Here is a 23,843-nt window from a genome sequence, read left to right as displayed (position 1 = left end):
AGGGTGGGCTCCGTGCAGGGGGTGCTGAGCGGGTTCGCGGTGATCGCGGTCGTCATCGGGGTGGGGTACGTACTCGGGCGGCGCGGTTCGCTCGGCGACCAGGGCCGCGAGGTCCTGACCGCGCTGGCGTTCACCGTGGCGGGCCCGGCGCTCCTCTTCACGACCCTGGCCAGGGCCGACCTGTCGGTGCTGTTCTCCAGCCGGCTCCTGGTGACGGCCCTGAGCACGGCCGCTGTCTGCGGGGTCTTCGTGGCGATCGGTGCGCTGCGCCGCTGGGGCGTGGGCCGCACCACGATCGGCGCGCTGTGCTCCGGCTACGTAAATTCCGGCAATCTCGGCATCCCGATCGCCGCGTATGTCCTGGGCGACGCGTCCCTGGTGGCACCGGTGCTGCTCTTCCAGGTCGTCCTGGTCACGCCCGTCGCCCTGACGATCCTCGACCTCTCGGGGATGGGCGAGAAGGGCACGCTCCCGCGCCGCCTGCTGACCCCGCTGCGCAACCCGATAGCGATCGGCTCACTGTCGGGCGTCGTGGTGTCGGCGGCGGGCTGGAAGGTCCCCGACCCGGTCATGGACCCCCTCACCCTGATCGGCAACATGTCCGTCCCGGCGGCCCTCCTGGCCTTCGGCATGTCCCTGCACGGCAGCAAGGCCCCCGGCCGGGGCCGCGACCGCCGGCTGGTCCTGATGTCGGTGGCGCTGAAGTCGCTGGGGCAGCCGCTGGTGGCGTGGGTGCTGGCGCGGGGCGTCTTCGACCTGCACGGCGCCCCGCTCCTGGACGTGGTGGTGACCTCGGCCCTGCCCGCCGCCCAGAACCTGTTCACCTACGCCAGCCGCTACCGGGTGGCCGAGTCCCTGGCCCGGGAGTCGATCCTGCTGTCGACGGTGGTGTCCGTGCCGGTGCTGGTCGCGGTCGCGGCGGCCCTGGGGTGACACGCCGAAGGGGACCGGCACAGGTACGCCGATCCCCTTCACCCGAGCGGGAAAACCCTGATCAGGCAATACGCTCCAGCACCACCGGCGAAGCCGTGAAGTCCGTGCCCGGGGCCGCGATGTCGTACGAGCCCTCGACCGCCTGGAGCGCGTACTCGAAGCGCTCGGGGGTGTCCGTGTGGAGGGTCAGGAGGGGCTGGCCCTCGGTGACCGTGTCGCCCGGCTTGGCGTGCATCTCGATGCCCGCCGCCGCCTGCACCGGGTCCTCCTTGCGGGCGCGGCCCGCGCCGAGGCGCCAGGCGCCGACACCGATGCCGTAGGCGTCCAGGCGGGTGAGGACGCCGGAGGAGGGGGCCTTGATGACGTGCTGCTCGCGGGACGTGGGCAGCACCGCGTCCGGGTCGCCGCCCTGGGCCGCGATCATCCGGCGCCAGACGTCCATCGCCGAGCCGTCGGCCAGGGCCTTCGCCGGGTCCGCGTCCTTCACGCCGGCGGCGTCGAGCATCTCGCGGGCGAGCGCGATCGTCAGCTCGACGACGTCCGCCGGGCCGCCGCCGGCCAGGACCTCGACCGACTCGCGGACCTCGAGGGCGTTGCCCGCGGTGCGGCCGAGGGGGGTGGACATGTCGGTCAGGAGGGCGACCGTCTTCACGCCGTGGTCGGTGCCGAGGCCGACCATCGTGGAGGCCAGCTCGCGGGCGTCCTCGATCGTCTTCATGAAGGCGCCCGAGCCGACCTTCACGTCCAGGACCAGGGAGCCGGTGCCCTCGGCGATCTTCTTCGACATGATCGAGGAGGCGATCAGCGGGATCGCCTCGACGGTGCCGGTGACGTCGCGCAGGGCGTACAGCTTCTTGTCGGCCGGGGCCAGGCCGTCACCCGCCGCGCAGATCACCGCGCCCGTGGTGTCCAGGACGTGCAGCATCTCCTCGTTGGAGAGCAGCGCGCGCCAGCCGGGGATCGACTCCAGCTTGTCCAGGGTGCCGCCGGTGTGGCCGAGACCGCGGCCGGACAGCTGCGGGACCGCGGCACCGCAGGCCGCCACGAGGGGCGCGAGCGGCAGCGTGATCTTGTCGCCGACGCCGCCCGTGGAGTGCTTGTCCGCCGTCGGACGGGACAGCGAGGAGAAGTCCATGCGCTCGCCGGAGGCGATCATGGCCGCGGTCCAGCGGGCGATCTCGCGGCGGTTCATGCCGTTGAGCAGGATCGCCATGTTGAGCGCGGCCATCTGGTAGTCGGCGACCTCGCCGCGGGTGTACGCGTCGATGACCCAGTCGATCTGCTCGTCGGTCAGCTCACCGCGGTCCCGCTTGGCGCGGATGACGGAGATGGCGTCCATGGCCATGGCTGATGGCTTCCTTCCGGGAGGTGCGAAGTGCACGGCCCCCCTGCGCAGGTCAGGGGGGCCGTACGGGAGTTACTTGGTGAGATGGTCCGGGCCGAAGGCCTGGGGCAGCATCTCGGAGAGCGGGAGGATGCCCGCCGGGGTGTCCAGCAGCAGGTCGGGGCCGCCGAACTCGTAGAGCAGCTGACGGCAGCGGCCGCACGGGACGAGCAGCCCGCCCGTGCCGTCCACGCAGGTGAAGTGCGTGAGACGGCCGCCCCCGGTGCGCTGCAGCTGCGAGACCAGCCCGCACTCGGCGCACAGGCCGAGGCCGTAGGAGGCGTTCTCGACGTTGCAGCCGTTGACCGTACGCCCGTCGTCGACCAGAGCGGCCGCACCGACCGGGAAGCCCGAGTAGGGGGCGTAGGCGTGGGACATGGCCTCCCGCGCCTCGGCGCGCAGCGCCTCCCAGTCGAAGTCGGCGGCCGCTGCGGCGGTCACTTGCCCTGTCCCTTCCGGTACGGCAGGCCGTCCGCCTTCGGCATGCGCAGCTTCTGCGCGGACAGCGAGAGGACGAGCAGCGTGACGATGTACGGGGTCGCCGTCACCAGCTGGCGCGGAACCTCGTTGGTGGAGGCGTACCAGACGAACATCAGGACCGCGATGACGGCCGTGATGACGGCGGGGACGTACTTCTTCTTCCAGGCCTGGTAGGCGGCGCCGAACACCAGCAGGATCGCCAGCAGCAGGATCAGCGCGTGGACGTTGGTCGTACCACCGCGCAGGTTGAGGCTGTCGGTGTAGCCGAACAGGCCGGCGCCGAGGGCGAGGCCACCCGGCATCCAGTTGCCGAAGATCATCGCGGCGAGACCGATGTAGCCGCGGCCGGCCGTCTGGCCGTCGAGGTACACGTTCGAGGCGACGATGGACAGGAAGGCGCCGCCGAGGCCGGCGAAGCCACCGGAGATGATCACGGCGATGTACTTGTACTTGTACACGTTGACGCCGAGGGACTCGGCCGCCACCGGGTTCTCACCGCAGGAGCGCAGGCGCAGACCGAAGGAGGTCCGCCACAGCACCCACCAGGTCAGCGGGACCGTGGCGACCGCGATCACGGTCAGCGGGGACAGGTCGGTGACCAGACCGCCGAGCAGACCGGCGATGTCGGAGACCAGGAACCAGTGCTTCTCGTTCAGCGTGTTCAGCCAGTCCGACAGACCCGGGATGCTGAACTCGCCGAGGGAGTCGATCGGCGGGGACTGCTTGGTGGAGCCCTGCGGGGCGTTGGCGAAGGTGAACTTCGACAGGTAGCGGGTCACGCCGAGGGCCAGGATGTTCAGCGCCACACCGGAGACGATGTGGTTGACGTTGAACGTGACGGTGGCGATGGCGTGCAGGACGGCGCCGAGCGCGCCGCCGATGATGCCGAAGACGACACCCACCCACGGGCCCCACTGGTAGCCGGCCCAGGCGCCGAACCATGTGCCGAGGATCATCATGCCCTCGAGGCCGATGTTGACGACGCCCGCGCGCTCGGCCCACAGACCGCCGAGGCCGGCGAGGCCGATCGGGACCGCGAGCTGCAGCGCGGTGGACATCTGTCCGACCGAGGTGATGCCGTCCGCGCCGGTGATGACGCGGACGATCGAGGTCAGCACCAGCACGCCCGCGATGACCAGCAGGAGTACCGGGAGCGACATACGGCGGCCGCCCTTGCCGGGCTGCTTCGCCTGCGGCTTGGCGATGGTCGCGGTGGACATCAGGCAGCCACCTCCTTGTTGGTGTTCTGGGCGGCGGCCGCGGCCAGCTCGGCACCGACCCGGCGCTGCTGGCGGCGCAGGGCCCACTGCTGGACGGCCGCGTACGAGATGACGACCGCGAAGACGATCAGGCCCTGCATGATCGTCGCGATCTCCTTGTCGTACGCCACGGGGGTCGCGTAGTCGAGGGCGGGCGAGGCCTTGTCGAGGAAGGCCCACAGCAGGGCGGCGAGGGCGATGCCACCGGGGTTGTTGCGGCCGAGCAGGGCGATGCCGATGGCGGTGAAGCCGAGGCCCGCGGGGAAGCTCAGGCTGTAGGTGTGGGTGTCGCCGAGCAGCAGCGGCAGGCCGGCCAGGCCCGCGATGGCGCCGGAGATCAGCATCGAGGTCAGCACCATGCGCTTGGCGTCGACACCGGAGGCCGCGGCGGCGGTCTCCGAGGCGCCGGTGGCGCGCAGGTCGAAGCCGAAGCGGGTGCGGTTCAGGACCACCCAGTAGCCGATGCCGAGCAGGACGGCGAGGAAGACCAGGCCGTAGATCTCACCGACGTCCGAGCCCAGGTCGATGCCCGGGAACCAGCCGGACTTCTTCATGACGCCCGTCGTCACGTTGTCGCCGACCTGCACGCCCCACACGTCGGTGAGGGTGACGTAGCCGATGACGGCGGTGGCGATCGAGTTCAGCATGATCGTGGCGACGACCTCGCTGACACCCCGGGTGACCTTCAGGACACCGGCGATGCCCGCCCAGAACGCGCCGGTGGCCATGGCGACGATCAGCAGCAGCGGGACCTGCAGCACGGCGGGCAGCCCCACGTGGGCGCCGACGACGGCGGCCATCACCGCGGCGAGGCGGTACTGGCCGTCGACACCGATGTTGAACAGGTTCATGCGGAAGCCGAGGGCGACCGCGATGGCGGCGATGTAGTACAGCGACGCCTGGTTGATGATCAGCACCTGGATGTCCGAGTACGGCAGCTGCTGGAGCATCAGGATGTACGGCTCGATCGGGTTCTTGCCCGAGGCGAGCAGGACCACGGAGGTCAGCGCGATCGCCAGGACGAGCGCGATGACCGGGCCGGCCACCGCGACGAGCACCCGCTCCTTGTCGAACTTCTTCATCGGGCCTCGTCCTCCGGACCGGCGTTGTCGTCGCCCTCGGGGGCGGTCTCTTCGTGCTCCAGGTGACCGGACGCGGCACCCGTCATGGCCGAGCCCAGCTCCTCCGGCGTGATGGTGGCCGGGTCGGCGTCGGCGACCAGCCTGCCGTCGTAGATGACGCGCAGGGTGTCCGACAGGCCGATCAGCTCGTCCAGGTCGGCGGAGATCAGCAGCACGGCCAGGCCCTCACGGCGGGCCTCACGGATGCGGTCCCAGATCTGCGCCTGGGCGCCGACGTCCACACCACGGGTGGGGTGGGCGGCGATCAGGAACTTCGGGTCGTGGCTCATCTCGCGGCCGACGATCAGCTTCTGCTGGTTGCCGCCGGACAGGGAGGCCGCGGTGACGTCGATGCCGGGGGTACGGACGTCGTACTCCTCGACGATCCGGCGGGTGTCGTCCTGGGCGCCCTTGGGGTTCAGCCAGAAGCCCTTGGCGTTGGGCTTCTCGGTGACGTGGCCGAGGATGCGGTTCTCCCAGAGCGGGGCGTCCAGCAGCAGGCCCTGGCGGTGGCGGTCCTCGGGGATGTAGCCGACGCCGGACTTACGGCGCTTGCGGGTGGTCCAGGGAGTGATGTCCTCGTCCAGGAAGACGATCGAGCCCGAGTCGGCGTGCTTGGTGCCGATCAGCGCGTCGATCAGCTCGGTCTGGCCGTTGCCCTCGACACCGGCGATGCCCATGACCTCGCCGGCGTGGATGGTGAAGGAGACGTCGTCGAGGACCTTCTTGACCTCGCCCGCGGGCGCGAACTCGGTGAGGCCCTCGGCGGAGGGCTCCTCCTCCGTGCCCATGGAGACGGCGCCGCGGGCGTGCACGGTGAGGTTCCTGACCTCCAGTACGGCCCGGTCGGTCACGGTGGACTCGGCGGTCTCCGGGGTGGGCAGCTCGCTGCCGACCATCAGCTCGGCCAGCTGGCGCGGGGTGGTCCGGGAGGGGATCGCGGTCCCGACCGTCGTACCGCGCCGGATGACGGTGATGTCGTCGGCGACGGACAGCACCTCGCCCAGCTTGTGGGAGATGAAGATGACGGACAGGCCCTCGGACTTCAGCTCGCGCAGGTTGTCGAAGAGCGCGTCGACCTCCTGCGGGACCAGCACGGCGGTCGGCTCGTCGAGGATCAGGGTGCGGGCTCCGCGGAAGAGGACCTTGAGGATCTCAACGCGCTGGCGGTCGGCCACACCGAGGTCCTCGACCAGCACGTCCGGGCGGATGCCCAGGCCGTAGCGGTCGGAGATCTCCTTGATCTTCTTGCGGGCGCCACCGCCGATGCCGTGCAGCTTCTCGCTGCCGAGCACCACGTTCTCCAGCACGGTCAGGTTGTCGGCCAGCATGAAGTGCTGGTGGACCATGCCGATGCCGCGGGTGATGGCGTCGGCGGGGCTGGAGAAGCTGACCTGCTCGCCGTCGATCTGGATGGTGCCCTCGTCCGGCTTCTGCATGCCGTAGAGGATCTTCATCAGGGTCGACTTGCCGGCGCCGTTCTCGCCCACGAGGGCGTGGACGGTGCCCTTGCGGACCGTCAGGTGGATGTCGTGGTTGGCCACGACACCCGGGAAACGCTTGGTGATGCCCGCGAGCTCGACCGCGACTGTCGACGGAGCGGTGAGCGGAGGGCTGCTGGACGCGTCGATGGCGCACTCTCCTCGGGAAAGGGGCCGCTCTACGCGCGTAGCGCCCCTGCTTTAAATAGTGCCCGGATCTGACCGACCTTGATCGAGAACTTCTCCTCGAGCAAAAATCCGATCCGTTCCGAGCATTCTGCCGCGCGAACGGGGTGCGGGCAGGTCATCCTCTCCGCACCCCGTTCCGTGGCCGTAACGCTGCCATTACAGCGTTCTGTTGGCCAAGGCCTCCGACTGGATCGTCAGGAGGTCTTCACCGTGATGGTGCCGGCCTTGATGCCCTTTTCGGCCTTCTTGATCGCGGCCTGCATGGCGGCGTTGTTCTTGAAGGTCGGGTTGGAGTCGGCCAGGCCGACACCGCCGTTGTCCAGCGAGCCGCGGATGTCACCCGACAGCGGCTTCTTGTCCTTGATGACGGACTTGGCAAGGCCGTAGACCGCGCCCTCGACGTTCTTCATGGCCGAGGTCAGGATGTAGTCCTTGTACTTGGCCAGCGCAGCCTGCTTGTACTGGTCGGAGTCGACGCCGATGGCCCAGACCTTGTGCTCGGCGGCGGACTTGATCACGCCCTGGCCGGAGAGACCGGCGGCGGCGAAGAGGACGTCGGCACCCGCGTCGATCTGGCCGTTGGCAGCGTTCTCGCCCTTGTCCGGGCTGGCGAAGCCACCCTCCTGGGCGGTCTGCGTCAGGTACTGCGACTCGACCTTGATCTTCGGGTTGACGGACTTGGCGCCCTGCTCGTAACCCGCCTCGAACTTGTGGATCAGCGGGACGTCGACGCCGCCGATGAAGCCGATGTGGTTCTTCTTGGTCGCCTTGGCGGCCGCGACACCGGCGAGGTAGGAGGACTGCTCCTCGTGGAAGACCATGTCGGCGACGTTCTTCGCCTGGGTCTTGTTGTCGTCGACGATGCCGAAGGTGACCTTCGGGAACTTCTGCGCGGCCTCCTGCACGGCGCCCGCGTAGGCGAAGCCGACACCGATGACCGGGTTGTAGCCCGCCTTCGCCAGGGTCTCCAGGCGCTGCACCTTGTCCGCGTCCGACTCGTTGTCCGTCGGCTCCACGTCCCGGCCGCTGACACCGAAGTCCTTCTGGGCCTTCTCGAAGCCCGCGTAGGCGGCGTCGTTGAAGGACTGGTCACCCTTGCCACCGACGTCGTACGCCAGGCCGATGCCCTTGGACTTGCCCTCGGTGGAGGAGGAGGTGGACGAGCTGCCACAGGCAGAGACGGTGACGGCCAGCGCTGCGGTCGCAACGCCTGCAATCGTGATACGAGACACCCGGCGCATGGAACTTGACTCCTTTGTGCAAGCGCCCAAACCAGGCGCTGGTTCCGCCGCAGCGTAACGCGCGTAGACAAACGAGAGAACCCCAACTTGCCAGAGCGTTATACGACCGTTTTGAACCTCGGTGGTCCGTCACCGCAACGGCTGGGCCACGTGGACAAACAGCCTCTACCCCACCTGGTTTGACATGGGCCTATCAGATGGGCTGTTCCTCAAGATCACCCCTGGGGAGGATCTTCCGACTGGCCGGCACCGGGAGAATCCTTGATCGCAATGCGCATCTCCGCAGGTCCTGACCAACCTGCGGCACCTCATTGATCTACGGGGAACAACATGAAAATGACCAGGATCGCCGCTGCGGCAGCCAGTGTCGGCGTCGCCGTGTCGGCCACCGTCATCGGTGTCGCCACACCCGCACTGGCCTCGGCCGACTGTCACACCTGGATCTCCCACGACGGGTCGACCGGCTACGCCAAGTGCACCGGGGGCGGCACCCGCTTCGACACCCACCGGGTGAAGGTCGTCTGCGTCGGCCCCAGCGGCCACACGTTCAACGTCAACGGCAACTGGGCCAACACCCGCAACGGTGAGACCTCGAAGGCCGTCTGCACCACCAACCCGAGGGCCTCGGGTGTCGGCGTGTACAAGATCAGCGTCGAGACGGACCCGTTCGACTAGAACCGCGCCCTGCATGGTGAGGCGATGGAGTCGCTCGTAGCAGCACAGCGCCGCCGCGAGACCGCCCCCGGCGCACTCACTGCAGGCTGAAGCACGGAAGGAGCCCCGTACCGAACGGTCGGGGCTCCTTCTTCATGCCTGCGGCAAGTGCCGACTTACTTCGTGTTGACGGTGATCTTGCCGTCGACGATGTCCTGCTTCGCCTTGGCGACCGCAGCGACGACGTCCTTCATGGCCTGGTACTTCGGGTTGGAGTCGGCGAAGCCCACCCCGCCGGACTTCAGGTCACCGCGCACGTCGCCGCTCAACGGCTTGCCGTCGTGGACCGACTTGGCAAGGCCGTACACCGCACCACCGACGTTCTTCAGGGCAGAGCCGAGGATGTAGTCCTTGTACTTGGCGAGCGCAGCCTGGTTGTACTGGTCGGAGTCGACGCCGATGGCCCAGACCTTGTGCTCGGCGGCGGACTTGATCACGCCCTGGCCGGAGAGACCGGCGGCCGCGTAAATCACGTCGGCACCCGCGTCGATCTGGCCGTTGGCAGCGTTCTCGCCCTTGTCCGGGCTGGCGAAGCCACCCTCCTGGGCGGTCTGCGTCAGGTACTGCGACTCGACCTTGATCTTCGGGTTGACGGACTTGGCGCCCTGCTCGTAGCCCGCCTCGAACTTGTGGATCAGCGGGACGTCGACGCCGCCGATGAAGCCGATGTGGTTCTTCTTGGTCGCCTTGGCGGCCGCGACACCGGCGAGGTAGGAGGACTGCTCCTCGTGGAAGACCATGTCGGCGACGTTCTTCGCCTGGGTCTTGTTGTCGTCGATGATGCCGAAGGTGACCTTCGGGAACTTCTGTGCGGCCTCCTGCACGGCGCCCGCGTAGGCGAAGCCGACACCGATGACCGGGTTGTAACCGGCCTTCGCCAGGGTCTCCAGGCGCTGCACCTTGTCCGCGTCCGACTCGTTGTCCGTCGGCTCGACATCCCGGCCGCCGATGCCGAAGTCCTTCTCGGCCTTCTCGAAGCCCGCGTAGGCGGCGTCGTTGAAGGACTGGTCACCCTTGCCACCGACGTCGTACGCCAGGCCGATGCCCTTGCCCGTGTACTTGCCGTCCTTCGACGACGTGCCGGTGGAATCAGTGCTGGACTTTCCGCAGCCGGCGGCCGCGAGGGCGACGACCGCGACGGCCACCGCTGCCTGGGAGAACCTCGTTCTCCGGGAGATGTTCCGAGAGACCATACGCACAGCAAGCACCCTTCATCCCCACGGCGCCGTCACGGGCCGCTGTCCCCAATATGCCGCCAGTGGTGGCGATTCGGCGCACAGTAACGCGCGTAGAAGGGGAGGGGAACGGGGTTTCTCGCGGCCGTTATCGATTCGTGCCGACTCCGGGTTACAGCCGTGCGCCGCCGGTTACGCCGGCGTGGCACAAGGGGACGAAGAGGCACCGAACGGGTGCCTCCCCCTCCGGGCGGCCTACTGGTCGTCGAGCTGTACGGCGGCCGTGAACAGCTCCACGCCGACCGTGATGGCGCGCTCGTCGGCGTCGAAGTCGCCCTGGTGCAGGTCACGGGACGTGCGGTCGCCGGGGGTGCGGACGCCGAGGCGGGCCAGGGCGCCGGGCACGTGCTCCAGGTACCAGGAGAAGTCCTCGCCGCCGAGGCTCTGCTGGGTGCTCTCGACGGACTTCAGACCGCGCCGGGCGACCATGGATCTGCGCAGCAGTTCGGTGGACTCCCGGTCGTTGACGACCGGCGGCACGCCCCGCACATAGGTGATCTCCGACTTGGCGCGGTGCAGGGTGGCGACCTCGTCGATGGCCGCGTGCACGATGTCGGGCGCCTCGCGCCAGGCCTCCAGGTCCAGGCAGCGGACGGTGCCGGACAGCTCGGCGTGCTGCGGGATCACGTTCGGGGCATGGCCCGACTCGATCCGGCCCCAGGTCAGGGCGAGACCGCTGCGGGTGTCGACGCGCCGGGCGATCAGCGCGGGCACGTCGACGGCGACCCGGGCGGCGGCGGTGACCAGGTCGGTGGTCAGATGCGGACGGGCGGTGTGGCCGCCGGGCCCGTCCAGGGCGATCTCCAGCCGGTCGCAGGCGCTGGTGATGGGCCCGTGCCGCAGCCCGACCCGGCCGACGTCGACCTTGGGGTCGCAGTGCACGGCGAGGATCCGGCCGACATCGTCGAGCGCCCCGTCCCCGATGGCACCGAGGGCACCGCCGGGCATGACCTCCTCGGCGGGCTGGAAGAGCAGCCGGACCGGGCGGGTCAGCAGCCCCTTCTCATGCAGGTCGGCGAGGACGAGCCCGGCGCCGAGCACGACGGAGGTGTGCACGTCATGGCCGCAGGCGTGGGCCCGGTCGGGCACCGTGGACCGGTACGGGCAGTCGGTCTTGGTGTCCGGGATGGGCAGGGCGTCGATGTCGGCCCGCAGGGCGATCAGTGGGATGGTGGGCCGCTGTCCCTCCGTGAGCCCGATGTCACAGATGAGCCCGGTTCCGGTGGCGAGCACGCGGGGGCGCAGCCCGGCCTGCTCCAGCCGCTCCTTGATCGCGGCGGTCGTACGGAACTCCTGGTTGCCCAGCTCCGGGTGCATATGCAAGTCGCGCCGGAAGGCCACGAGTTCGGCATGCAGGGACTCGCTGAGCGCACCGGGGAGAACATCCCCGGGGAGACTGGTCTCGGACTCTAGGGACATCAATTGGTTCACCCTCTGAAGGGTAGGACGCCCGACCGGTCAACTGACCCTCGATCAACAAAACTTCAGCCCGTTAGGTGAAGAAAATCTGACCGGGGGACGCATGACGGCGGACTCTGATGGGTAAAACCTCTCTTTTCTCCTTCCACGGATACCACGCCCACCCATACTCCCGCTCTGCAAGTCCACGGACCGGACCAGGCCCGGGCCAGTAGGCTCCGCGGTCGTGAGCGACTCGACCGCGGATTTCCTGCAGACCACCCGCTCCTCCTACGACGCGATCGCCAAGGACTACGCGTCCCGATTCCCGGACGGCCTGTTCCACCCCCTGGACCGGCAGCTGGTCAGCGCCTTCGCCGAGCTGGTCACGGCGAACGGCCCGGCCCCCGTGGCCGACCTCGGCAGCGGCCCCGGCCATGTCACCGCCCGCCTGCACGGCCTGGGCGTCCCCGCGTTCGGCGTGGACATCTCCCCCGCCATGGTGAGCCTGGCCCGCGAGGCACACCCCCAACTGCGCTTCCACGTGGGCTCGATGACATCCCTGGACCTCCCCGACGCCACCCTGGGCGGCATCCTCGCCCTCTACTCCACCATCCACGTCCCCGACGATCACCTCCCGGCCGCCTTCGCCGAGTTCCACCGCACCCTGACCCCCGGCGGCCCGGTGCTGCTCGCCTTCCAGTCCGGCACGGAATCCGGCCACCTCCATCTGGCGGAACGCTTCGGCCATCGGATCGACCTGGACTACCACTGGCGCACCCCGGAGCAGGTCACGGCGCTGCTCACGGGGGCGGGCCTGGAGCTGGTGGCCACGGTGGTCCGGGAACCGGACGGGGAGGAGACCCGCCCGAGGGCGTTCCTGCTGGCCCGGAAGCCCTAGCCGTCCGTCGCCGGCACCGCGTCGCGCCAGATCGTGACGTCCAGGGTGACGTAGCGGCTGGCGCTGCTGCTGGGCGACTGGCCCTGGAACGTCACGAGGGCGACGATGCCGCCGTCGGTGGTCACGCACAGCTTCCTGCCCCGGGAGAAACGCTCCAGGGAGACCTCCTGGGGCAGGTACCGGGTGTCCCGCCTGCAGGCGTCGAGCGAGCCCTTCTCGCCCTGGTCGAGCAGCACGAGCTTGTCGTTGTAGGACCCGAAGGTGCAGGAGTTGCTGGTGCAGATCAGGTACAGGTCGTCGTGGCTGTCCTTGTGCGGCACCAAGGGCTGGTCGCTGAGCTTGATGTAGTAGCCGTCCGCCAGGCTGAGGTTCTTGTGGACGGTGGGCTCGGGCGCACTGCTCGCGCCACCTGTGGCCTGACCGCCGGAGGCGCCGGCCCGCTTCCCGCCGTCACTGCCGGTGGAGCCGTGGTCGAGGTTGCCGAGGTAGCCGACGGCGGCGGCGGTGAGCACGACGGCTCCCGCGACACAGCCGAGGACGACCCCGGTCTTGCGGCGCGGGGCGGGACGGGGCTGAACGGGCTGGGCGGTCTGCGTCGGCGTGTAGAGGGGGTACGCGGGGGCCGCCGGAGGCTGCTGGTGAGCGACGGGCGGCTGCTGGGGCAGCGACGCCTGCGGGGCGGGCGAGGAGGACACGGCCGTCGGCCGGTACTGCGGCGGCGCCGGCACCGCTGCGGGCGCCGGAGGCTGCTGGGGCGGCACGACCGCGGGCAGGGGTGCGGCGTAACGGTCGGCGATGGCCGTGGTCACCGCGCCCGGCAGCCAGCCCTCGGGCCGGCGCAGCTGCGTGGCGCCGGAGGCGGCGTTGCACAGCGCGAGGACCTCGCTCAGCGACGGGCGCGACTCCGGGTCCTTCGCCAGGCACCGGCGTACGAGTTCGGTCAGCTCCGCGGGCAGTCCGGTGAGGTCCGCCTCCTCGTGCACGATCCGGTAGAGCACGGCATGGGACGCCCCGTCCCCGTGGGCGGACCTGCCCAGAGCGGCGAAGGCGGTGACCTGGCCGAGGGCGAACACGTCGGACCGCGGCCCCACGGCCCGCCCCGCGGCCTGCTCCGGCGACATGTAGGACGGCGTGCCGACCGTGACCCCGCTGCCGGTCAGCGCGGTGGAGTCGGCGGCGCGGGCGATGCCGAAGTCGATCACTCGTGGGCCGTCGGCGGCCAGCAGCACGTTGGACGGCTTCAGATCGCGGTGCACGATGCCCGCGCCGTGCACCACCTGGAGGGCCTCGGCCACACCCGCGGTGAGCAGCAGGACCGTGGCGGCGGGCAACGGCCCGTGCTCGGCGACCGCCGCGGCGAGCGTGGGCCCGGAGACGTAGGCGGTCGCCAGCCAGGGCTGCGGGCCGTCGGTGTCGCTGTCGATCACCGGAGCCGTGTACAGCCCCTGCACCTGCTCGGCCGCCCGCACCTCCTGCGCGAACCGCCGCCGGAACTCCGGATCCTCGGCGAACTCCGGCCGGATCACCTTGATCGCGACCGGACGCCCGCCCGGCGTGTGGGACAGATACACCTTGCCCATGCCGCCGGCCCCGAGCCGGGCGGCCAACCGATAACCGGCGATCTGCTGCGGATCGTCCTCGGTGAGCGCCTGAAGGGCTCCTTGGGGCACGCCTGCGCCGTTCATCGATCCCCCGTGTCATGCAACTCGTGTGCGGCGCAGGGATCTTAACGTGGGGCGTGATCAACCCCTCGATCAGCAGTAGAGGTTACCGCCCGCCGAGGTACCCAGGATCTGCACGAACCGCTGGTAGGCGTCCACGCGGCTCTGCACCTGCGCGGGATTCCTGCCGTCGCACTCCAGGGAGCCGTTGATGCTGCGGATGGTCTGGCCGAATCCGGCACTGTTGACCATCGCGTTGTGGGGCGTCATCGTGCCGGGTCCGGTCTGCGTGTTCCAGTACCAGAGCCCCGTCTTCCAGGCGACGGAGGCGTCGGTCTGAACGAGGTTCGGGTTGTGGAGCAGGTCGATGCCGAGGGCGTCGCCCGCCGCCTTGTAGTTGAAGTTCCAGCTGAGCTGGATGGGACCGCGGCCGTAGTAGGCGGCCTGACCGGCCGGGCAGCCGTAGGGCTGGCTCCAGTCGCAGTAGTGCGGGTAGTTGGCGGTGTTCTGTTCCACCACATAGACCAGCCCGCCGGTCTCGTGGCTGACGTTGGCGAGGAAGGCGGCCGCCTCCTGCTTCTTCACGGTGTCGCTGCCGGTCTTCGCGAAGCCGGGGTAGGCGCTGAGGGCCGCGGTCAGCCCGCTGTACGTGTAGAACGAGTTCCGGTTCGGGAACATCTGGTTGAACTGCGCTTCGCTCACGACGAAGTTGCCCGAGGGGTTGGTGCCGCCGTCGCAGGCGTAGGGGTCCCAGTACCAGGTGCTGATGGTGGGGTCGTAGCCCGGGTTGTCGTGCTCTGCGATGTAGGCCTTGCCGTCGGTGTACCGGACGATGTCACCGGTGACGTAGGACTTGCCGGCCGTCCAGCTCGGGTAGCTGGAACAGGCCGCGGCGGAAGCTCCCGCGGCCGGCAACAGCACCGGCGTGGCGGTTCCTATCGCGATCGCGGCCAGGAATGCGGAGAGGCGGCGCTTCGACACGGGGTCAACTCCTTTGCGGAGCAGGGGTGGGGGGCTGAAGCCACACTCAACCGCGTTGGTATGTACCAGTCAAGGTCTAGACCAATCAAATCTGACAACGTTGGCACGGATCAGGCCACCCCCAGCTCGCACCACACGAACTTGCCCCGGTTCCCGAACCTGGCCGACGGTTGCCAGCCCCAGTAGTCCGCGCAGGCCCGGACCAGCGCCAGACCCCGCCCCGCCTCCTCCGGTTCGGGGACCTGGTCCAACGGTTGCGGCGGCTCCGGCGGCGCGGGGTCGGTGTCCCACGCCCCGATCCACACCACACCCTCCGGGGTGCGGCGGACCCTCAGCGCGGCCGGCCCCTTCGTGTGGCGTACAGCGTTGGAGACCAGCTCCGTCGCGAGGAGTTCGGCCGTGTCCACCATCCCGATCAGGCCGTGCATCGTCAGGACCAGGCGCAGGGTGCGGCGGCAGACGGTCACGGCTCTGAGGTCGTTGGGGATGTAGAGGGTGTAGTCCCAGGTTTCGGGCATGCGTCATCAACTCCGGTCAGATGGAGGGGATTTCACGCGCGGTGGCATTGCCGCGACCGCCATGGCATGGCAGAGCGGTGCACTTCCGCTGTGTGTACGTCGCATCACTGACGGTAGGTCTAAATCTAGGGACGCAGCAAGCCGATCCCGTAATCTGACGCCGAACGAGTCGCGCCCAGGGGCGTGTTAGGAGGACCGGTCGATGGTGAAGAGGCGCGAACCGACGGCACGCCAGATGCGACTGGCAACCGAACTGCGCAGACTCCGCGAGGCAGCGGACCTCAACTCCCGACAGGCAGCCGCGCTGCTGGGCGTGGGCCCCGCCCAGATCACCCACATCGAGTCCGCACTAGCGGGAGTGAGCGAACAGCGACTGCGCTGCCTCGCTTCCCACTACGCCTGTACGGACGAGGAGTTCATCGACGCCTTGGTGGCGATGGCTACCGATCGGACACGCGGCTGGTGGGAGGAGTACCGGGGCCTGCTGCCCAAGTCTTTCCTGGACCTGTCCGAGCTGGAGCACCACGCCCGGTTCCTGCACCACGTGGCCATCCTGTATGTGCCAGGCCTGATGCAGACGGAGGACTACGCACGCGCCGTCTTCTCGTCCAGACTGCCCAAACTCACCGATGAAGAGCTTGAGTTGCGCATCAGGCACCGAAAGGCGCGCCAGAGGATCAGCACTCCGTACGAAGCACTGATCCACGAGTCGGCCCTGCGCATCAGGGTCAACGACCGTGCCACTTCGAAGGCCCAGCTCGCCTGGCTCCTCGAGCTCTCCGAAGCGGACCATGTCACCTTGCGCGTCATTCCCTTTGACCTGGACGGCTTCGCCGCCTCGAGCGCGATGACATACGCCGGTGGCCCTCTGCCCAAGCTGGACACGGTGATGCGGGACGCGCCTCACGGCTCAGTCCTCATCGAGGCTGAGGCACAGCTCGACATTTACCGAACACGCTTCCGTATGGTGGAGGCGGCATCACTCGAACCTGACGAATCCCGTGACTTCATCCACCAGCTGGCGAAAGAGCTGTGAGGCATCCCATGGACAACTGGCGGAAGTCTTCCTACTCGGGCGAGGGCGACGGCAACGAGTGCGTGGAGATCGCAAACTCCCCCACCCACATAGCCGTCCGCGACTCCAAGGCCCCGGCCGTCGGCGCCCTCACCTTCCCGGCCGGAGCCTTCGCCCCCTTCGTCGAGGCCCTGAAAGAGGGCGGCCAAGACGGCTCCGAAGTCCGCACTCAGACCCCCTGAACGAGGACCGCCCAGCCGGCCGGAGCGCCGGTGCACGCCGCGAACTCCCGCAGCGCGGGCCGGCGGACCTCCTGGGGCGCCTCCCGCTCGACCCGTTGTAGAACGGCGAACGTCTGCGGCGCGTCCCCGAGCGCGTTCCACATGCGGGCAATGATCCCTGCTCTTTCCACGCCGGAGCGGCAGCGCTGAAAGGGCTGATCGGGTGCTCTTCGGCAGACCGGACCGGCGCACCGCAGCACGCTCCAAACCAGGCCTGTATCTCTGTCTGGAACGTCACCTGAGGCGATGGAAGGCTGGAGAAGATGGCTTTTGAGCGAAGGAAATTCCTCATGGCCGGCGCCATGGGGGGTGCGGCCGTGCTTCCACAGGGTGTTCTGGGAGCGCGGGCGTATGCAGCAACGTGTCCGGGCGGCCCGGTCCCCCACACCCCTCATCTGAAGAAGTATGTCGACCCGCTTCCCATGCCGTTGACAGCCGTCCCGGATCCTTCCGCCTATCCGGGTGCCGACTACTACGAGATCACGATGCGACAGGACTCGTGGCGCTTCCACCGGGATCTCGGGCCGGCAACCGTGTGGGGTTACTGGGCCAATAACCCGCACGATCCGCACAAGCCGACCGGCATGGGCTATCTCGGGCCGACCATCAGCGTGACCACGGACCGCCCGACGGTCGTCAAATACCGCAACGAACTGCCGACCACCCACCTGTTCCAGTTCGTGATCGACGCCATTCGCAGCGGGTGCGACGAGCTGACCCCGACCCCTCCGCCTCCCTACAAGTCCATGGTGCCGTTTCCCCCGAATGTCAATGTGTGGAACGTCGTACACCAGCACGGCGGTTTCACAGCGCCGCAGTCCGACGGCATGCCGCTGCAGTCCTTCAGTCCGGACGGCATCCACGCCGAGTCCTACACCACCTTGGAGCCGGGCCGGGTCGAACCCAACGAAGCGATCTACGCCTACACCAACCACGACCGTTCGTGCATGCTCTGGTACCACGATCACGGCATGGGGATGACCAGCCTCAACGTCTACGCGGGCCTGGCCGGTCTCTGGCGCGTCGGTGACCCCGCCGACGAGCGGCTCGGGCTGCCGCGAGGTGAATTCGAGGTCCCGCTCATCCTGCAGGACCGGACCTTCCACCCGGACGGCTCGCTCGCCTACTCCATGACCCTGAGGGAGGGCGAGGACACCCCGGTCGTGAACGGGAAGGCGTACCCCTTCCTGACCGTCGAGCCGCGACGCTACCGGCTACGCCTTCTCAACGCTTCGAACGAGCGTTTCTGGCGGCTGAGGTTCGAGACTCAGCCCAGGAACGCAGTGCCTGAGGCCCAACTGCCGTTCTGGCTGATCGGCACCGACAGCGGTTTCCGCGCCCCGTTGCAGATGCTGAACTTCCTGATCTCACCGGCCGAGCGGTACGACCTGATCATCGACTTCAGCCAGGTGCGCATGGGCACGAAGGTCAGACTGGTGAACTACCACGCGCCGGTCCACTACCCCGGCATGCCGGGCGAGGGGCCGGAGATCCGGGAAATCATGGAGTTCCAGGTCACCAAACCACTGTCCGGAGGCGGGGACAGGTCGAGGCCGCCCAAGGAACTCAGGCTGCCGACAGTCGCACCGGTCAAGCCGAAACCGCACACCCGTCGGCGGCAATGGGTCGTGTACCAGCACAAGCTGTTCAGGACCATGACGTTCAACGCGGTGCCGTTCGAGGCGCCGTCCCAGGACTTCATCGAGGAGGGCTCGACCGAGATCTGGGAGTACATCAATCCCAACCACGACGCCCACCCGATGCACGTCCACCTCGTCAACTTCCAGGTGCTGGACAGGCAGCCGATCGACGCGGCCGCCTACCAGGCCGATTACGACAAGTGGATCGACGGTGGCCGCAAAACGAAGGACCTGCCGGTGCTGGAGAACTATTTCACCGGCCCGCCGGTACCGCCGGACCCGGACGAAGTACGGTCCAGCAAGGACACGTTCAAATCCTATCCGGAGACGGTGACCAGAATCATCATCCAGGAATTCACCCCGCCGACGGCTACGATCGCGTCGATTCCGGGCAGCGGTACCGAACTTCCGGCGACGTACATCCACCACTGCCACATTCTCGAACACGAGGACGACGATCTGATGCGCCCGTGGACGATCGTCGGCCACGGCGACCACAGCGGTCGCGACCATGACGGCGGCCACGGCCACTGACGGGATCGATCGACCCGCGTGTGCCGGTCCGAGCCCACAACGGGCCCGGACCGGCACCGAAGTTGTGGCCCGGCCCTCCCCTAGACCAACCCCACCGCCGCCAGCCGATGCACATCCTTCGCCGTCCCCGTGACCCCCGACAGAAACCCCTGCGCGCGGGGTGACGCGTTCTCCGTCAGCCAGCTCGGATCGATGTCGCAGACCGCGACACGGACACCCGTACCCACCAGCGCCAGGGGCAGGGTGTGGACGACCGTGGAGGGAAAGCTGAGGATCGTGCGGCCGATGGGGCCCCGGCGGGCGATCAGTTCCAGGGGGAGGTCCGGGCGGACTATCTCCAGGCCCGTCTGCGTGGCCAGGCGGTGCAGCTTGTCGGTGTGCTCGCGGCGGTGCGCGAAGTAGCGGGTGGCGCCGTGGGCCCTGGCGAGGGACTGCACGGCCTCCAGGTAGCGGTCGCCGTCCACCACGCCGGTCTCCACCAGGGAGGTGCCGACCAGGTCGGCGCCCTTGGTGATACGCGGCGGCCCGAAGCGGGCGCGGGTCCAGGCGAAGTCGTTGGCGGTGACCGTGACGCCCTCGGGGGTCTCGGTCACGGGCATCGAGGAGAAGACCTCGACGCGGCGGCGGTCGCTCGGTGTGAGGCGGCGGCGGGCCGAGGAGGAGACGGGGGCGAAGAGCAGGTCCCTGGCTCCGGGGCGGCCGCCCTTGCGGTGCCAGCGGACCAGGCGCTCGCCGCGGGCGAGCTGGGCGACGAACTCCATCGTCGCCGTGCCGTCGTCGACCACGACCAGGTCGTCGGCCCGGGTGATCGTCAGCAGCAGTTGTACGTAGCGGGAGAACGGGTCCCCCATGACGATGCGGTCGGCCCGGCGGAGGGAACCCGCCAGGCCGCCGATCGTGTGGAAGGGCGCGGTCGTACCGCCCCGCGCCTCCTCCCAGCGCACCCGGTACCCCTCGTCCCGGGCCAGGTCCGCCATGCGGCGGAGCTGGCCCCGGGTCATGGGGTCGGTCGGGGACAGGACGACGACCGTGAGCTCCGAGTCGGTGGGTGCCTGGGCACCGTCCGGCGACCGCCGTGCCTGTGCGGGCACGGACAGCCGGGTCGGCTCGGGCGCACCGCGCAGGCCGTGGAGGTGAGCCCACTCCAGTACGTTCAGCAGCTGTACCGGGCTCTCCACGAAGGCGAGCGTGTGGGCAGGGTGGCCGGCCTGACCGGCGCGGGGGCTCATCGTCGTACGACCGTCCCGTCGTAGGGCAGTTAAGGCGATCAGGGCGCTCAGACCGCGACCGGCTCGCCCGCCGCGGCCGCGATCTCCGCCTCGGCGACGACGCCGGCGACACGGCGCAGCTTCTTCATCGGGCCCATCTCGGAGTCGTAGACCTTCTTGACGCCGTCACCGAGGGAGGCCTCGATGGTGCGGATGTCACGGACGAGGCGCGTGAGGCCCTGCGGCTCGACGGAGGCGGCCTGGTCCGAGCCCCACATGGCGCGGTCGAGGGTGATGTGACGCTCGACGAACGTGGCGCCGAGGGCGACGGCGGCCAGCGTGGTCTGCAGGCCCGTCTCGTGGCCGGAGTAGCCGATCGGGACGTTCGGGTACTCCTCCTGCAGGGTGTTGATGACCCGCAGGTTGAGCTCCTCGGCCTTCGCCGGGTACGTCGAGGTGGCGTGGCAGAGCAGGATGTTGTCGCTGCCCAGGACCTCGACCGCGTGGCGGATCTGCTTCGGGGTCGACATGCCGGAGGACAGGATGACCGTGCGGCCCGTGGCGCGCAGGGCGCGGAGCAGCTCGTCGTCCGTCAGGGAGGCGGAGGCCACCTTGTGGGCGGGGACGTCGAACTTCTCCAGGAAGGCGACGGCCTCGGTGTCCCACGGGGAGGCGAACCAGTCGATCCCCTTCTCCTTGCAGTGCTCGTCGATCTGGCGGTACTCGTCCTCGCCGAACTCCACGCGGTGGCGGTAGTCGATGTAGGTCATCCGGCCCCAGGGGGTGTCGCGCTCGATGTCCCACTGGTCGCGCGGGGTGCAGATCTCCGGCGTGCGCTTCTGGAACTTCACGGCGTCACAGCCGGCCTCGGCGGCCACGTCGATCAGCTTGAACGCGTTCTCCAGCTCACCGTTGTGGTTGATGCCGATCTCGCCGCAGATGTAGACGGGGCGGCCCGGGCCGGCCTCACGCGTACCGAAGGTGCGGATACGGGAGTTGGTGCTCATCAGGAGATGTCCTTACTTGGGGAGGGAATCGAGAGAGGGGCCGAGGATCCAGCTGGCGATCTCTCGGATCGCGCCGTCGCCGCCGGGGACGGTGGTGACCGCGCGTGCGGCGCCGCGTACGACGTCGTGGGCGCTCGCGACCGCCACGGGCCAGCCGACGAGGGCGAAGCACGGGAGGTCGTTGACGTCGTTGCCGACGTAGAGCACGCGCTCCGGCGCGATGCCCTGCTCCTCGCACCACTGCTTGAGGGCGAGGTCCTTGCGGTCGATGCCGTGCAGCACCGGGAGCTTGAGCTTCCGGGCGCGGGCGGCGACCACCGGGTTCTGTTCCGTGGACAGGATCAGCATCTTCAGGCCGCTGTTGCGCAGCGCGGCGATGCCGAGCCCGTCTCCGCGGTGCACGGAGACGAACTCCCGTCCGTCGGAGTCGATCAGCACCCGGTCGTCGGTCTGGGTGCCGTCGAAGTCCAGTACGACTGCGTCCACATCGGCGGCAGTCGGCAGCGAACCGGGGCGGTCCGCGTCGAAGAGGGGGGCCAGCGCGCGGGCGCGGGCCAGGTCGTGCGGGTCGTCGATCTCCAGCACCCGGGCCGGGTCGGTGCGGATCAGCTCGGTGTGACCGAAGAAGCGGTGGCGGTGCTCGCGGAAGCCGGCCGCGTCCATCGCGTAGGCGGCGCCGGTCTCCAGCAGGTCCTGGGGGCGGTCCTGGCGGCGCGGGCGGAAGGACTTGTCGTGGTTGACGCCGTAACCGCCGCCCACGGAGGCCGGGTCGGCGTCCTCCCCCGCCGAGCCGGTGGCGACCGGAACCGGTACCGGGGCGTCCGCCTCGTCCCGCCAGATGAAGCCGTGAAAGGGCGCCACGGTCACGGCCGTGTCGGCGCCGTTCTCGACGATCGCGCCGGCCACCCCGTCGATGTCCTCGCGGATGATGAACGGGCTGGTGCACTGCACGAGCAGGACGACGTCGACGGCCGCGCCGTGCAGGGTCTCGTGGGCGTCCATGGCGTGCAGGACGGCGGCCTCGGAGGTGGCGGTGTCGCCGGCGATGGCGGCGGGGCGCAGCACGACCTCGGCGCCGGCCTGGCGGGCGGCGGCCGCGATGGCCTGGTCGTCGGTGGAGACGACCACGTCGGTCACCAGCCGGGCGGCGCGGCACTCGCGCACCGCGCGGGCCACCAGCGGGACACCGCCGACGGAGGCGAGGTTCTTGGCGGGGACACCCTTGGAGCCGCCGCGCGCCGGGATCACCGCGAGCACGCGGCGCAACGCGGGTGCGTCGGGGTTGGCGTCGGTCATCTGCTCCACTCCTTGCCGGGGGATCCGGTCGCTCACAGCTCTCCCATTCGTCGGATCACGGGGGCCACGCGCTGCACGCCGTGGCGGTAGGCACCGCGCGCGGCCCGGCGCACGATCTGGCGGACGGGGCCCGGCTGCTTGTCGGCGGCGGGCGCGCCGGGCAGCGGTGCGCCGTCGGGGCCGAGGTGATGGCGGGCGAGGATGCCGGGCAGGTAGCCCGGCGCTGTCTCGGGTGTGTAGTAGGGGGCGAGGGACGGCAGCCCCCCGGACCGCTCCAGCAGCTTCGCGATGCGTTCGCGGGCCGCGTCGAAGGCGGTGGCGTAGGAGCCGTCGGCGGCGACGCCCTGCCGGGCCACCCACTCCTCGTCCGGCGCCGGGCGGTGTCCGGCGTCGAGCTGGTCCCAGGAGGCGAGGCACCCGGAGCCGGTGAAGTGGTGGTTGCCGAGCACCTCACGCACACCGAGGTCGGTCAGGACGACCGTCGGGACGCAGCGGTGCAGGGCTTCGAGGGCGGCCGTGGAGCTGACCGTGACCAGCAGGTCGGTGCGGTCGAGCACCTCGCCCATGTGGCCGTACACCAGACGGAAGTTGGCGGGCACGTCCTTGCCCTGGACCAGCTTCTGGTACGGCAGTTCCTCGATGTGGGTGGTGTGTTCGCCCGGCTTGGAGCGCAGCTTCAGCAGCACCTCGCGCCCGGGGTGCCTGCGGGCGTGCTCGATCAGCCGGTCGAGCAGGTACGTACGGTCCTTGCGGCTGTCCGGGACGGAGGGCTGGGCCGCGAACACGACCGTGTAGGGGTCGTGTTCACCGGCGTACGGCTCTCCGCCGAGGAACGGCAGCGCGACCTCGGTCACCGCGGAGGCGTCGGCACCCACTCCCTCGTACACGGCGCGGAAACGGTCCGCGTCGTGACGGGAGTTGGCGAGGACGAGGTCCGCGCCGTGCCGCAGCAGCAGGCCGTCGGCGAGCTTCTCGTAGACGACACCGACATAGCCGGTGACGACGACGGGACGCTTCCCGGGGCCCCAGGCGTTGCGCAGCCCGTGCAGCATCGCCTGCACACCGCCGCCGACCAGGGCGAGGACGAGGACGTCGTAGGACTGCTCGCTCATCGCTCGCAGGAACTCGACGCCGGTCACCTCGCGGAGGGAGTCCGCGCGGACGCCGACTTCCTCGAGCTGGCGGGCGGTGGGGGTGGATCGTCCCCGCAGGAGGTAGCCGTCGAGCCGGATCTCGGCGCCGGTGGGGGTGACGCGCTGCGCGGTGAGCGCGCCCCACTTCCACCGGGTGTCGGAATCGGCTAGGACGGCGACCCGCAGGGACTTCGTTGCACTTGCTGGCACGTCGAAGACGCTAGGAAGGCATT

At 69.4% G+C, this 23,843-nt stretch carries 22 protein-coding genes; 6 read left to right on the top strand and 16 right to left on the bottom strand.

Going from position 1 to position 23,843, the window contains the following annotated elements:
• Positions 1-12 precede the first annotated feature (12 nt).
• Positions 13-933 carry an AEC family transporter gene (locus AC07DS_RS06385; protein WP_479143184.1) on the top strand — a complete coding sequence of 307 codons (921 nt, stop codon included), beginning with the start codon at positions 13-15 and terminating at the stop codon, positions 931-933.
• A gap of 61 nt (positions 934-994) precedes the next feature.
• Here AC07DS_RS06385 and AC07DS_RS06380 read toward each other — a convergent pair whose 3' ends face one another.
• The 6 genes from AC07DS_RS06380 to AC07DS_RS06355 form a co-directional block, all read right to left on the bottom strand.
• A complete protein-coding gene (locus AC07DS_RS06380) occupies positions 995-2,278 on the bottom strand; it encodes a thymidine phosphorylase (protein ID WP_479143182.1) in 1,284 nt (427 codons plus the stop codon).
• A gap of 72 nt (positions 2,279-2,350) precedes the next feature.
• Positions 2,351-2,758 (bottom strand): cytidine deaminase, encoded by a 408-nt coding sequence (locus AC07DS_RS06375; protein WP_145879788.1) that lies wholly within the window; start codon positions 2,756-2,758, stop codon positions 2,351-2,353.
• A complete protein-coding gene (locus tag AC07DS_RS06370) occupies positions 2,755-4,017 on the bottom strand; it encodes an ABC transporter permease (protein WP_479143181.1) in 1,263 nt (420 codons plus the stop codon). Before AC07DS_RS06370 ends, AC07DS_RS06375 begins: the two co-directional genes overlap by 4 nt.
• Entirely contained in the window at positions 4,017-5,138 is a 1,122-nt protein-coding gene (locus AC07DS_RS06365; RefSeq protein WP_479143179.1) for an ABC transporter permease, read from the bottom strand. The genes AC07DS_RS06370 and AC07DS_RS06365 overlap by 1 nt, the downstream gene beginning before the upstream one ends.
• On the bottom strand, positions 5,135-6,808 hold the full coding sequence (locus AC07DS_RS06360) for an ABC transporter ATP-binding protein (RefSeq protein ID WP_479143558.1): 1,674 nt from the start codon (positions 6,806-6,808) through the stop codon (positions 5,135-5,137). The genes AC07DS_RS06365 and AC07DS_RS06360 overlap by 4 nt, the downstream gene beginning before the upstream one ends.
• Before the next feature lie 233 nt (positions 6,809-7,041).
• Positions 7,042-8,088, bottom strand: a complete 1,047-nt coding sequence (locus AC07DS_RS06355) for a BMP family lipoprotein (protein WP_479143177.1) — start codon at positions 8,086-8,088, stop codon at positions 7,042-7,044.
• A gap of 336 nt (positions 8,089-8,424) precedes the next feature.
• Between AC07DS_RS06355 and AC07DS_RS06350 the strand changes: the two genes are divergently transcribed.
• Positions 8,425-8,763, top strand: a complete 339-nt coding sequence (locus AC07DS_RS06350; protein ID WP_479143175.1) for a hypothetical protein — start codon at positions 8,425-8,427, stop codon at positions 8,761-8,763.
• A gap of 155 nt (positions 8,764-8,918) precedes the next feature.
• Here AC07DS_RS06350 and AC07DS_RS06345 read toward each other — a convergent pair whose 3' ends face one another.
• A complete protein-coding gene (locus tag AC07DS_RS06345) occupies positions 8,919-9,995 on the bottom strand; it encodes a BMP family lipoprotein (RefSeq protein ID WP_479143557.1) in 1,077 nt (358 codons plus the stop codon).
• A gap of 237 nt (positions 9,996-10,232) precedes the next feature.
• Positions 10,233-11,456, bottom strand: coding sequence for an amidohydrolase (locus AC07DS_RS06340; protein ID WP_479143174.1), 1,224 nt, complete (start codon positions 11,454-11,456; stop codon positions 10,233-10,235).
• Positions 11,457-11,682: 226 nt separating this feature from the next.
• On the opposite strand from AC07DS_RS06340, the gene AC07DS_RS06335 reads away from it, so the two are divergent.
• Positions 11,683-12,336 carry a class I SAM-dependent DNA methyltransferase gene (locus tag AC07DS_RS06335; protein WP_479143172.1) on the top strand — a complete coding sequence of 218 codons (654 nt, stop codon included), beginning with the start codon at positions 11,683-11,685 and terminating at the stop codon, positions 12,334-12,336.
• Here AC07DS_RS06335 and AC07DS_RS06330 read toward each other — a convergent pair.
• The 3 genes from AC07DS_RS06330 to AC07DS_RS06320 all read right to left on the bottom strand — a co-directional run bounded on the left by AC07DS_RS06330 (position 12,333) and on the right by AC07DS_RS06320 (position 15,496).
• On the bottom strand, positions 12,333-14,021 hold the full coding sequence (locus AC07DS_RS06330) for a serine/threonine-protein kinase (RefSeq protein ID WP_479143170.1): 1,689 nt from the start codon (positions 14,019-14,021) through the stop codon (positions 12,333-12,335). The genes AC07DS_RS06335 and AC07DS_RS06330 overlap by 4 nt on opposite strands.
• A gap of 69 nt (positions 14,022-14,090) precedes the next feature.
• Entirely contained in the window at positions 14,091-14,978 is an 888-nt protein-coding gene (locus tag AC07DS_RS06325; RefSeq protein ID WP_479143168.1) for a glycoside hydrolase family 19 protein, read from the bottom strand.
• A gap of 110 nt (positions 14,979-15,088) precedes the next feature.
• The gene (locus tag AC07DS_RS06320) at positions 15,089-15,496 is read right to left on the bottom strand and encodes an ATP-binding protein (protein ID WP_479143166.1); all 408 of its coding nucleotides are present in this window, start codon (positions 15,494-15,496) and stop codon (positions 15,089-15,091) included.
• A 202-nt stretch (positions 15,497-15,698) separates the two neighbouring features.
• On the opposite strand from AC07DS_RS06320, the gene AC07DS_RS06315 reads away from it, so the two are divergent.
• Together AC07DS_RS06315 and AC07DS_RS06310 are read left to right on the top strand one after the other, a co-directional pair.
• Positions 15,699-16,532: a helix-turn-helix domain-containing protein gene (locus AC07DS_RS06315; RefSeq protein WP_479143164.1), complete on the top strand. Its 834-nt coding sequence runs from the start codon at positions 15,699-15,701 to the stop codon at positions 16,530-16,532.
• Positions 16,533-16,540: 8 nt separating this feature from the next.
• Positions 16,541-16,753 (top strand): DUF397 domain-containing protein, encoded by a 213-nt coding sequence (locus tag AC07DS_RS06310; protein WP_479143163.1) that lies wholly within the window; start codon positions 16,541-16,543, stop codon positions 16,751-16,753.
• Here AC07DS_RS06310 and AC07DS_RS06305 read toward each other — a convergent pair.
• Positions 16,741-16,896 (bottom strand): hypothetical protein, encoded by a 156-nt coding sequence (locus tag AC07DS_RS06305; protein WP_479143161.1) that lies wholly within the window; start codon positions 16,894-16,896, stop codon positions 16,741-16,743. The two genes, AC07DS_RS06310 and AC07DS_RS06305, sit on opposite strands and share 13 nt — an antisense overlap.
• 318 nt (positions 16,897-17,214) lie before the next feature.
• On the opposite strand from AC07DS_RS06305, the gene AC07DS_RS06300 reads away from it, so the two are divergent.
• Positions 17,215-18,966: a multicopper oxidase family protein gene (locus tag AC07DS_RS06300; RefSeq protein ID WP_479143159.1), complete on the top strand. Its 1,752-nt coding sequence runs from the start codon at positions 17,215-17,217 to the stop codon at positions 18,964-18,966.
• An 80-nt stretch (positions 18,967-19,046) separates the two neighbouring features.
• Here AC07DS_RS06300 and AC07DS_RS06295 read toward each other — a convergent pair whose 3' ends face one another.
• From AC07DS_RS06295 to AC07DS_RS06280, 4 genes are read right to left on the bottom strand one after another with little or no spacing between them, the layout of a single operon-like run.
• The gene (locus tag AC07DS_RS06295; protein ID WP_479143157.1) at positions 19,047-20,195 is read right to left on the bottom strand and encodes a hypothetical protein; all 1,149 of its coding nucleotides are present in this window, start codon (positions 20,193-20,195) and stop codon (positions 19,047-19,049) included.
• A 47-nt stretch (positions 20,196-20,242) separates the two neighbouring features.
• Positions 20,243-21,181, bottom strand: a complete 939-nt coding sequence (locus AC07DS_RS06290; protein WP_479143155.1) for an N-acetylneuraminate synthase family protein — start codon at positions 21,179-21,181, stop codon at positions 20,243-20,245.
• A gap of 12 nt (positions 21,182-21,193) precedes the next feature.
• Entirely contained in the window at positions 21,194-22,477 is a 1,284-nt protein-coding gene (locus AC07DS_RS06285) for a cytidylyltransferase domain-containing protein (protein WP_479143153.1), read from the bottom strand.
• A 32-nt stretch (positions 22,478-22,509) separates the two neighbouring features.
• Positions 22,510-23,820: a DUF6716 putative glycosyltransferase gene (locus tag AC07DS_RS06280; protein ID WP_479143151.1), complete on the bottom strand. Its 1,311-nt coding sequence runs from the start codon at positions 23,818-23,820 to the stop codon at positions 22,510-22,512.
• Between the last annotated feature and the right edge of the window lie 23 nt (positions 23,821-23,843).

This window comes from Streptomyces sp. NPDC044064 (genome assembly GCF_056434245.1).
Note: the sequence above shows the minus strand (reverse complement) of the source record. Positions and strands in the feature narration are given on the sequence as shown.

Coding starts and splice junctions, on each gene's coding strand:
- AC07DS_RS06380 (WP_479143182.1), bottom strand. CDS start 2,278: ATGGCCATGGACGCCATCTCCGTCATCCGCGCCAAGCGGGACCGCGGT.
- AC07DS_RS06370 (WP_479143181.1), bottom strand. CDS start 4,017: ATGTCCACCGCGACCATCGCCAAGCCGCAGGCGAAGCAGCCCGGCAAG.
- AC07DS_RS06365 (WP_479143179.1), bottom strand. CDS start 5,138: ATGAAGAAGTTCGACAAGGAGCGGGTGCTCGTCGCGGTGGCCGGCCCG.
- AC07DS_RS06355 (WP_479143177.1), bottom strand. CDS start 8,088: ATGCGCCGGGTGTCTCGTATCACGATTGCAGGCGTTGCGACCGCAGCG.
- AC07DS_RS06350 (WP_479143175.1), top strand. CDS start 8,425: ATGACCAGGATCGCCGCTGCGGCAGCCAGTGTCGGCGTCGCCGTGTCG.
- AC07DS_RS06345 (WP_479143557.1), bottom strand. CDS start 9,995: ATGGTCTCTCGGAACATCTCCCGGAGAACGAGGTTCTCCCAGGCAGCG.
- AC07DS_RS06340 (WP_479143174.1), bottom strand. CDS start 11,456: ATGTCCCTAGAGTCCGAGACCAGTCTCCCCGGGGATGTTCTCCCCGGT.
- AC07DS_RS06330 (WP_479143170.1), bottom strand. CDS start 14,021: ATGAACGGCGCAGGCGTGCCCCAAGGAGCCCTTCAGGCGCTCACCGAG.
- AC07DS_RS06320 (WP_479143166.1), bottom strand. CDS start 15,496: ATGCCCGAAACCTGGGACTACACCCTCTACATCCCCAACGACCTCAGA.
- AC07DS_RS06315 (WP_479143164.1), top strand. CDS start 15,699: ATGGTGAAGAGGCGCGAACCGACGGCACGCCAGATGCGACTGGCAACC.
- AC07DS_RS06310 (WP_479143163.1), top strand. CDS start 16,541: ATGGACAACTGGCGGAAGTCTTCCTACTCGGGCGAGGGCGACGGCAAC.
- AC07DS_RS06305 (WP_479143161.1), bottom strand. CDS start 16,896: ATGTGGAACGCGCTCGGGGACGCGCCGCAGACGTTCGCCGTTCTACAA.
- AC07DS_RS06300 (WP_479143159.1), top strand. CDS start 17,215: ATGCCGTTGACAGCCGTCCCGGATCCTTCCGCCTATCCGGGTGCCGAC.
- AC07DS_RS06295 (WP_479143157.1), bottom strand. CDS start 20,195: ATGAGCCCCCGCGCCGGTCAGGCCGGCCACCCTGCCCACACGCTCGCC.
- AC07DS_RS06290 (WP_479143155.1), bottom strand. CDS start 21,181: ATGAGCACCAACTCCCGTATCCGCACCTTCGGTACGCGTGAGGCCGGC.
- AC07DS_RS06285 (WP_479143153.1), bottom strand. CDS start 22,477: ATGACCGACGCCAACCCCGACGCACCCGCGTTGCGCCGCGTGCTCGCG.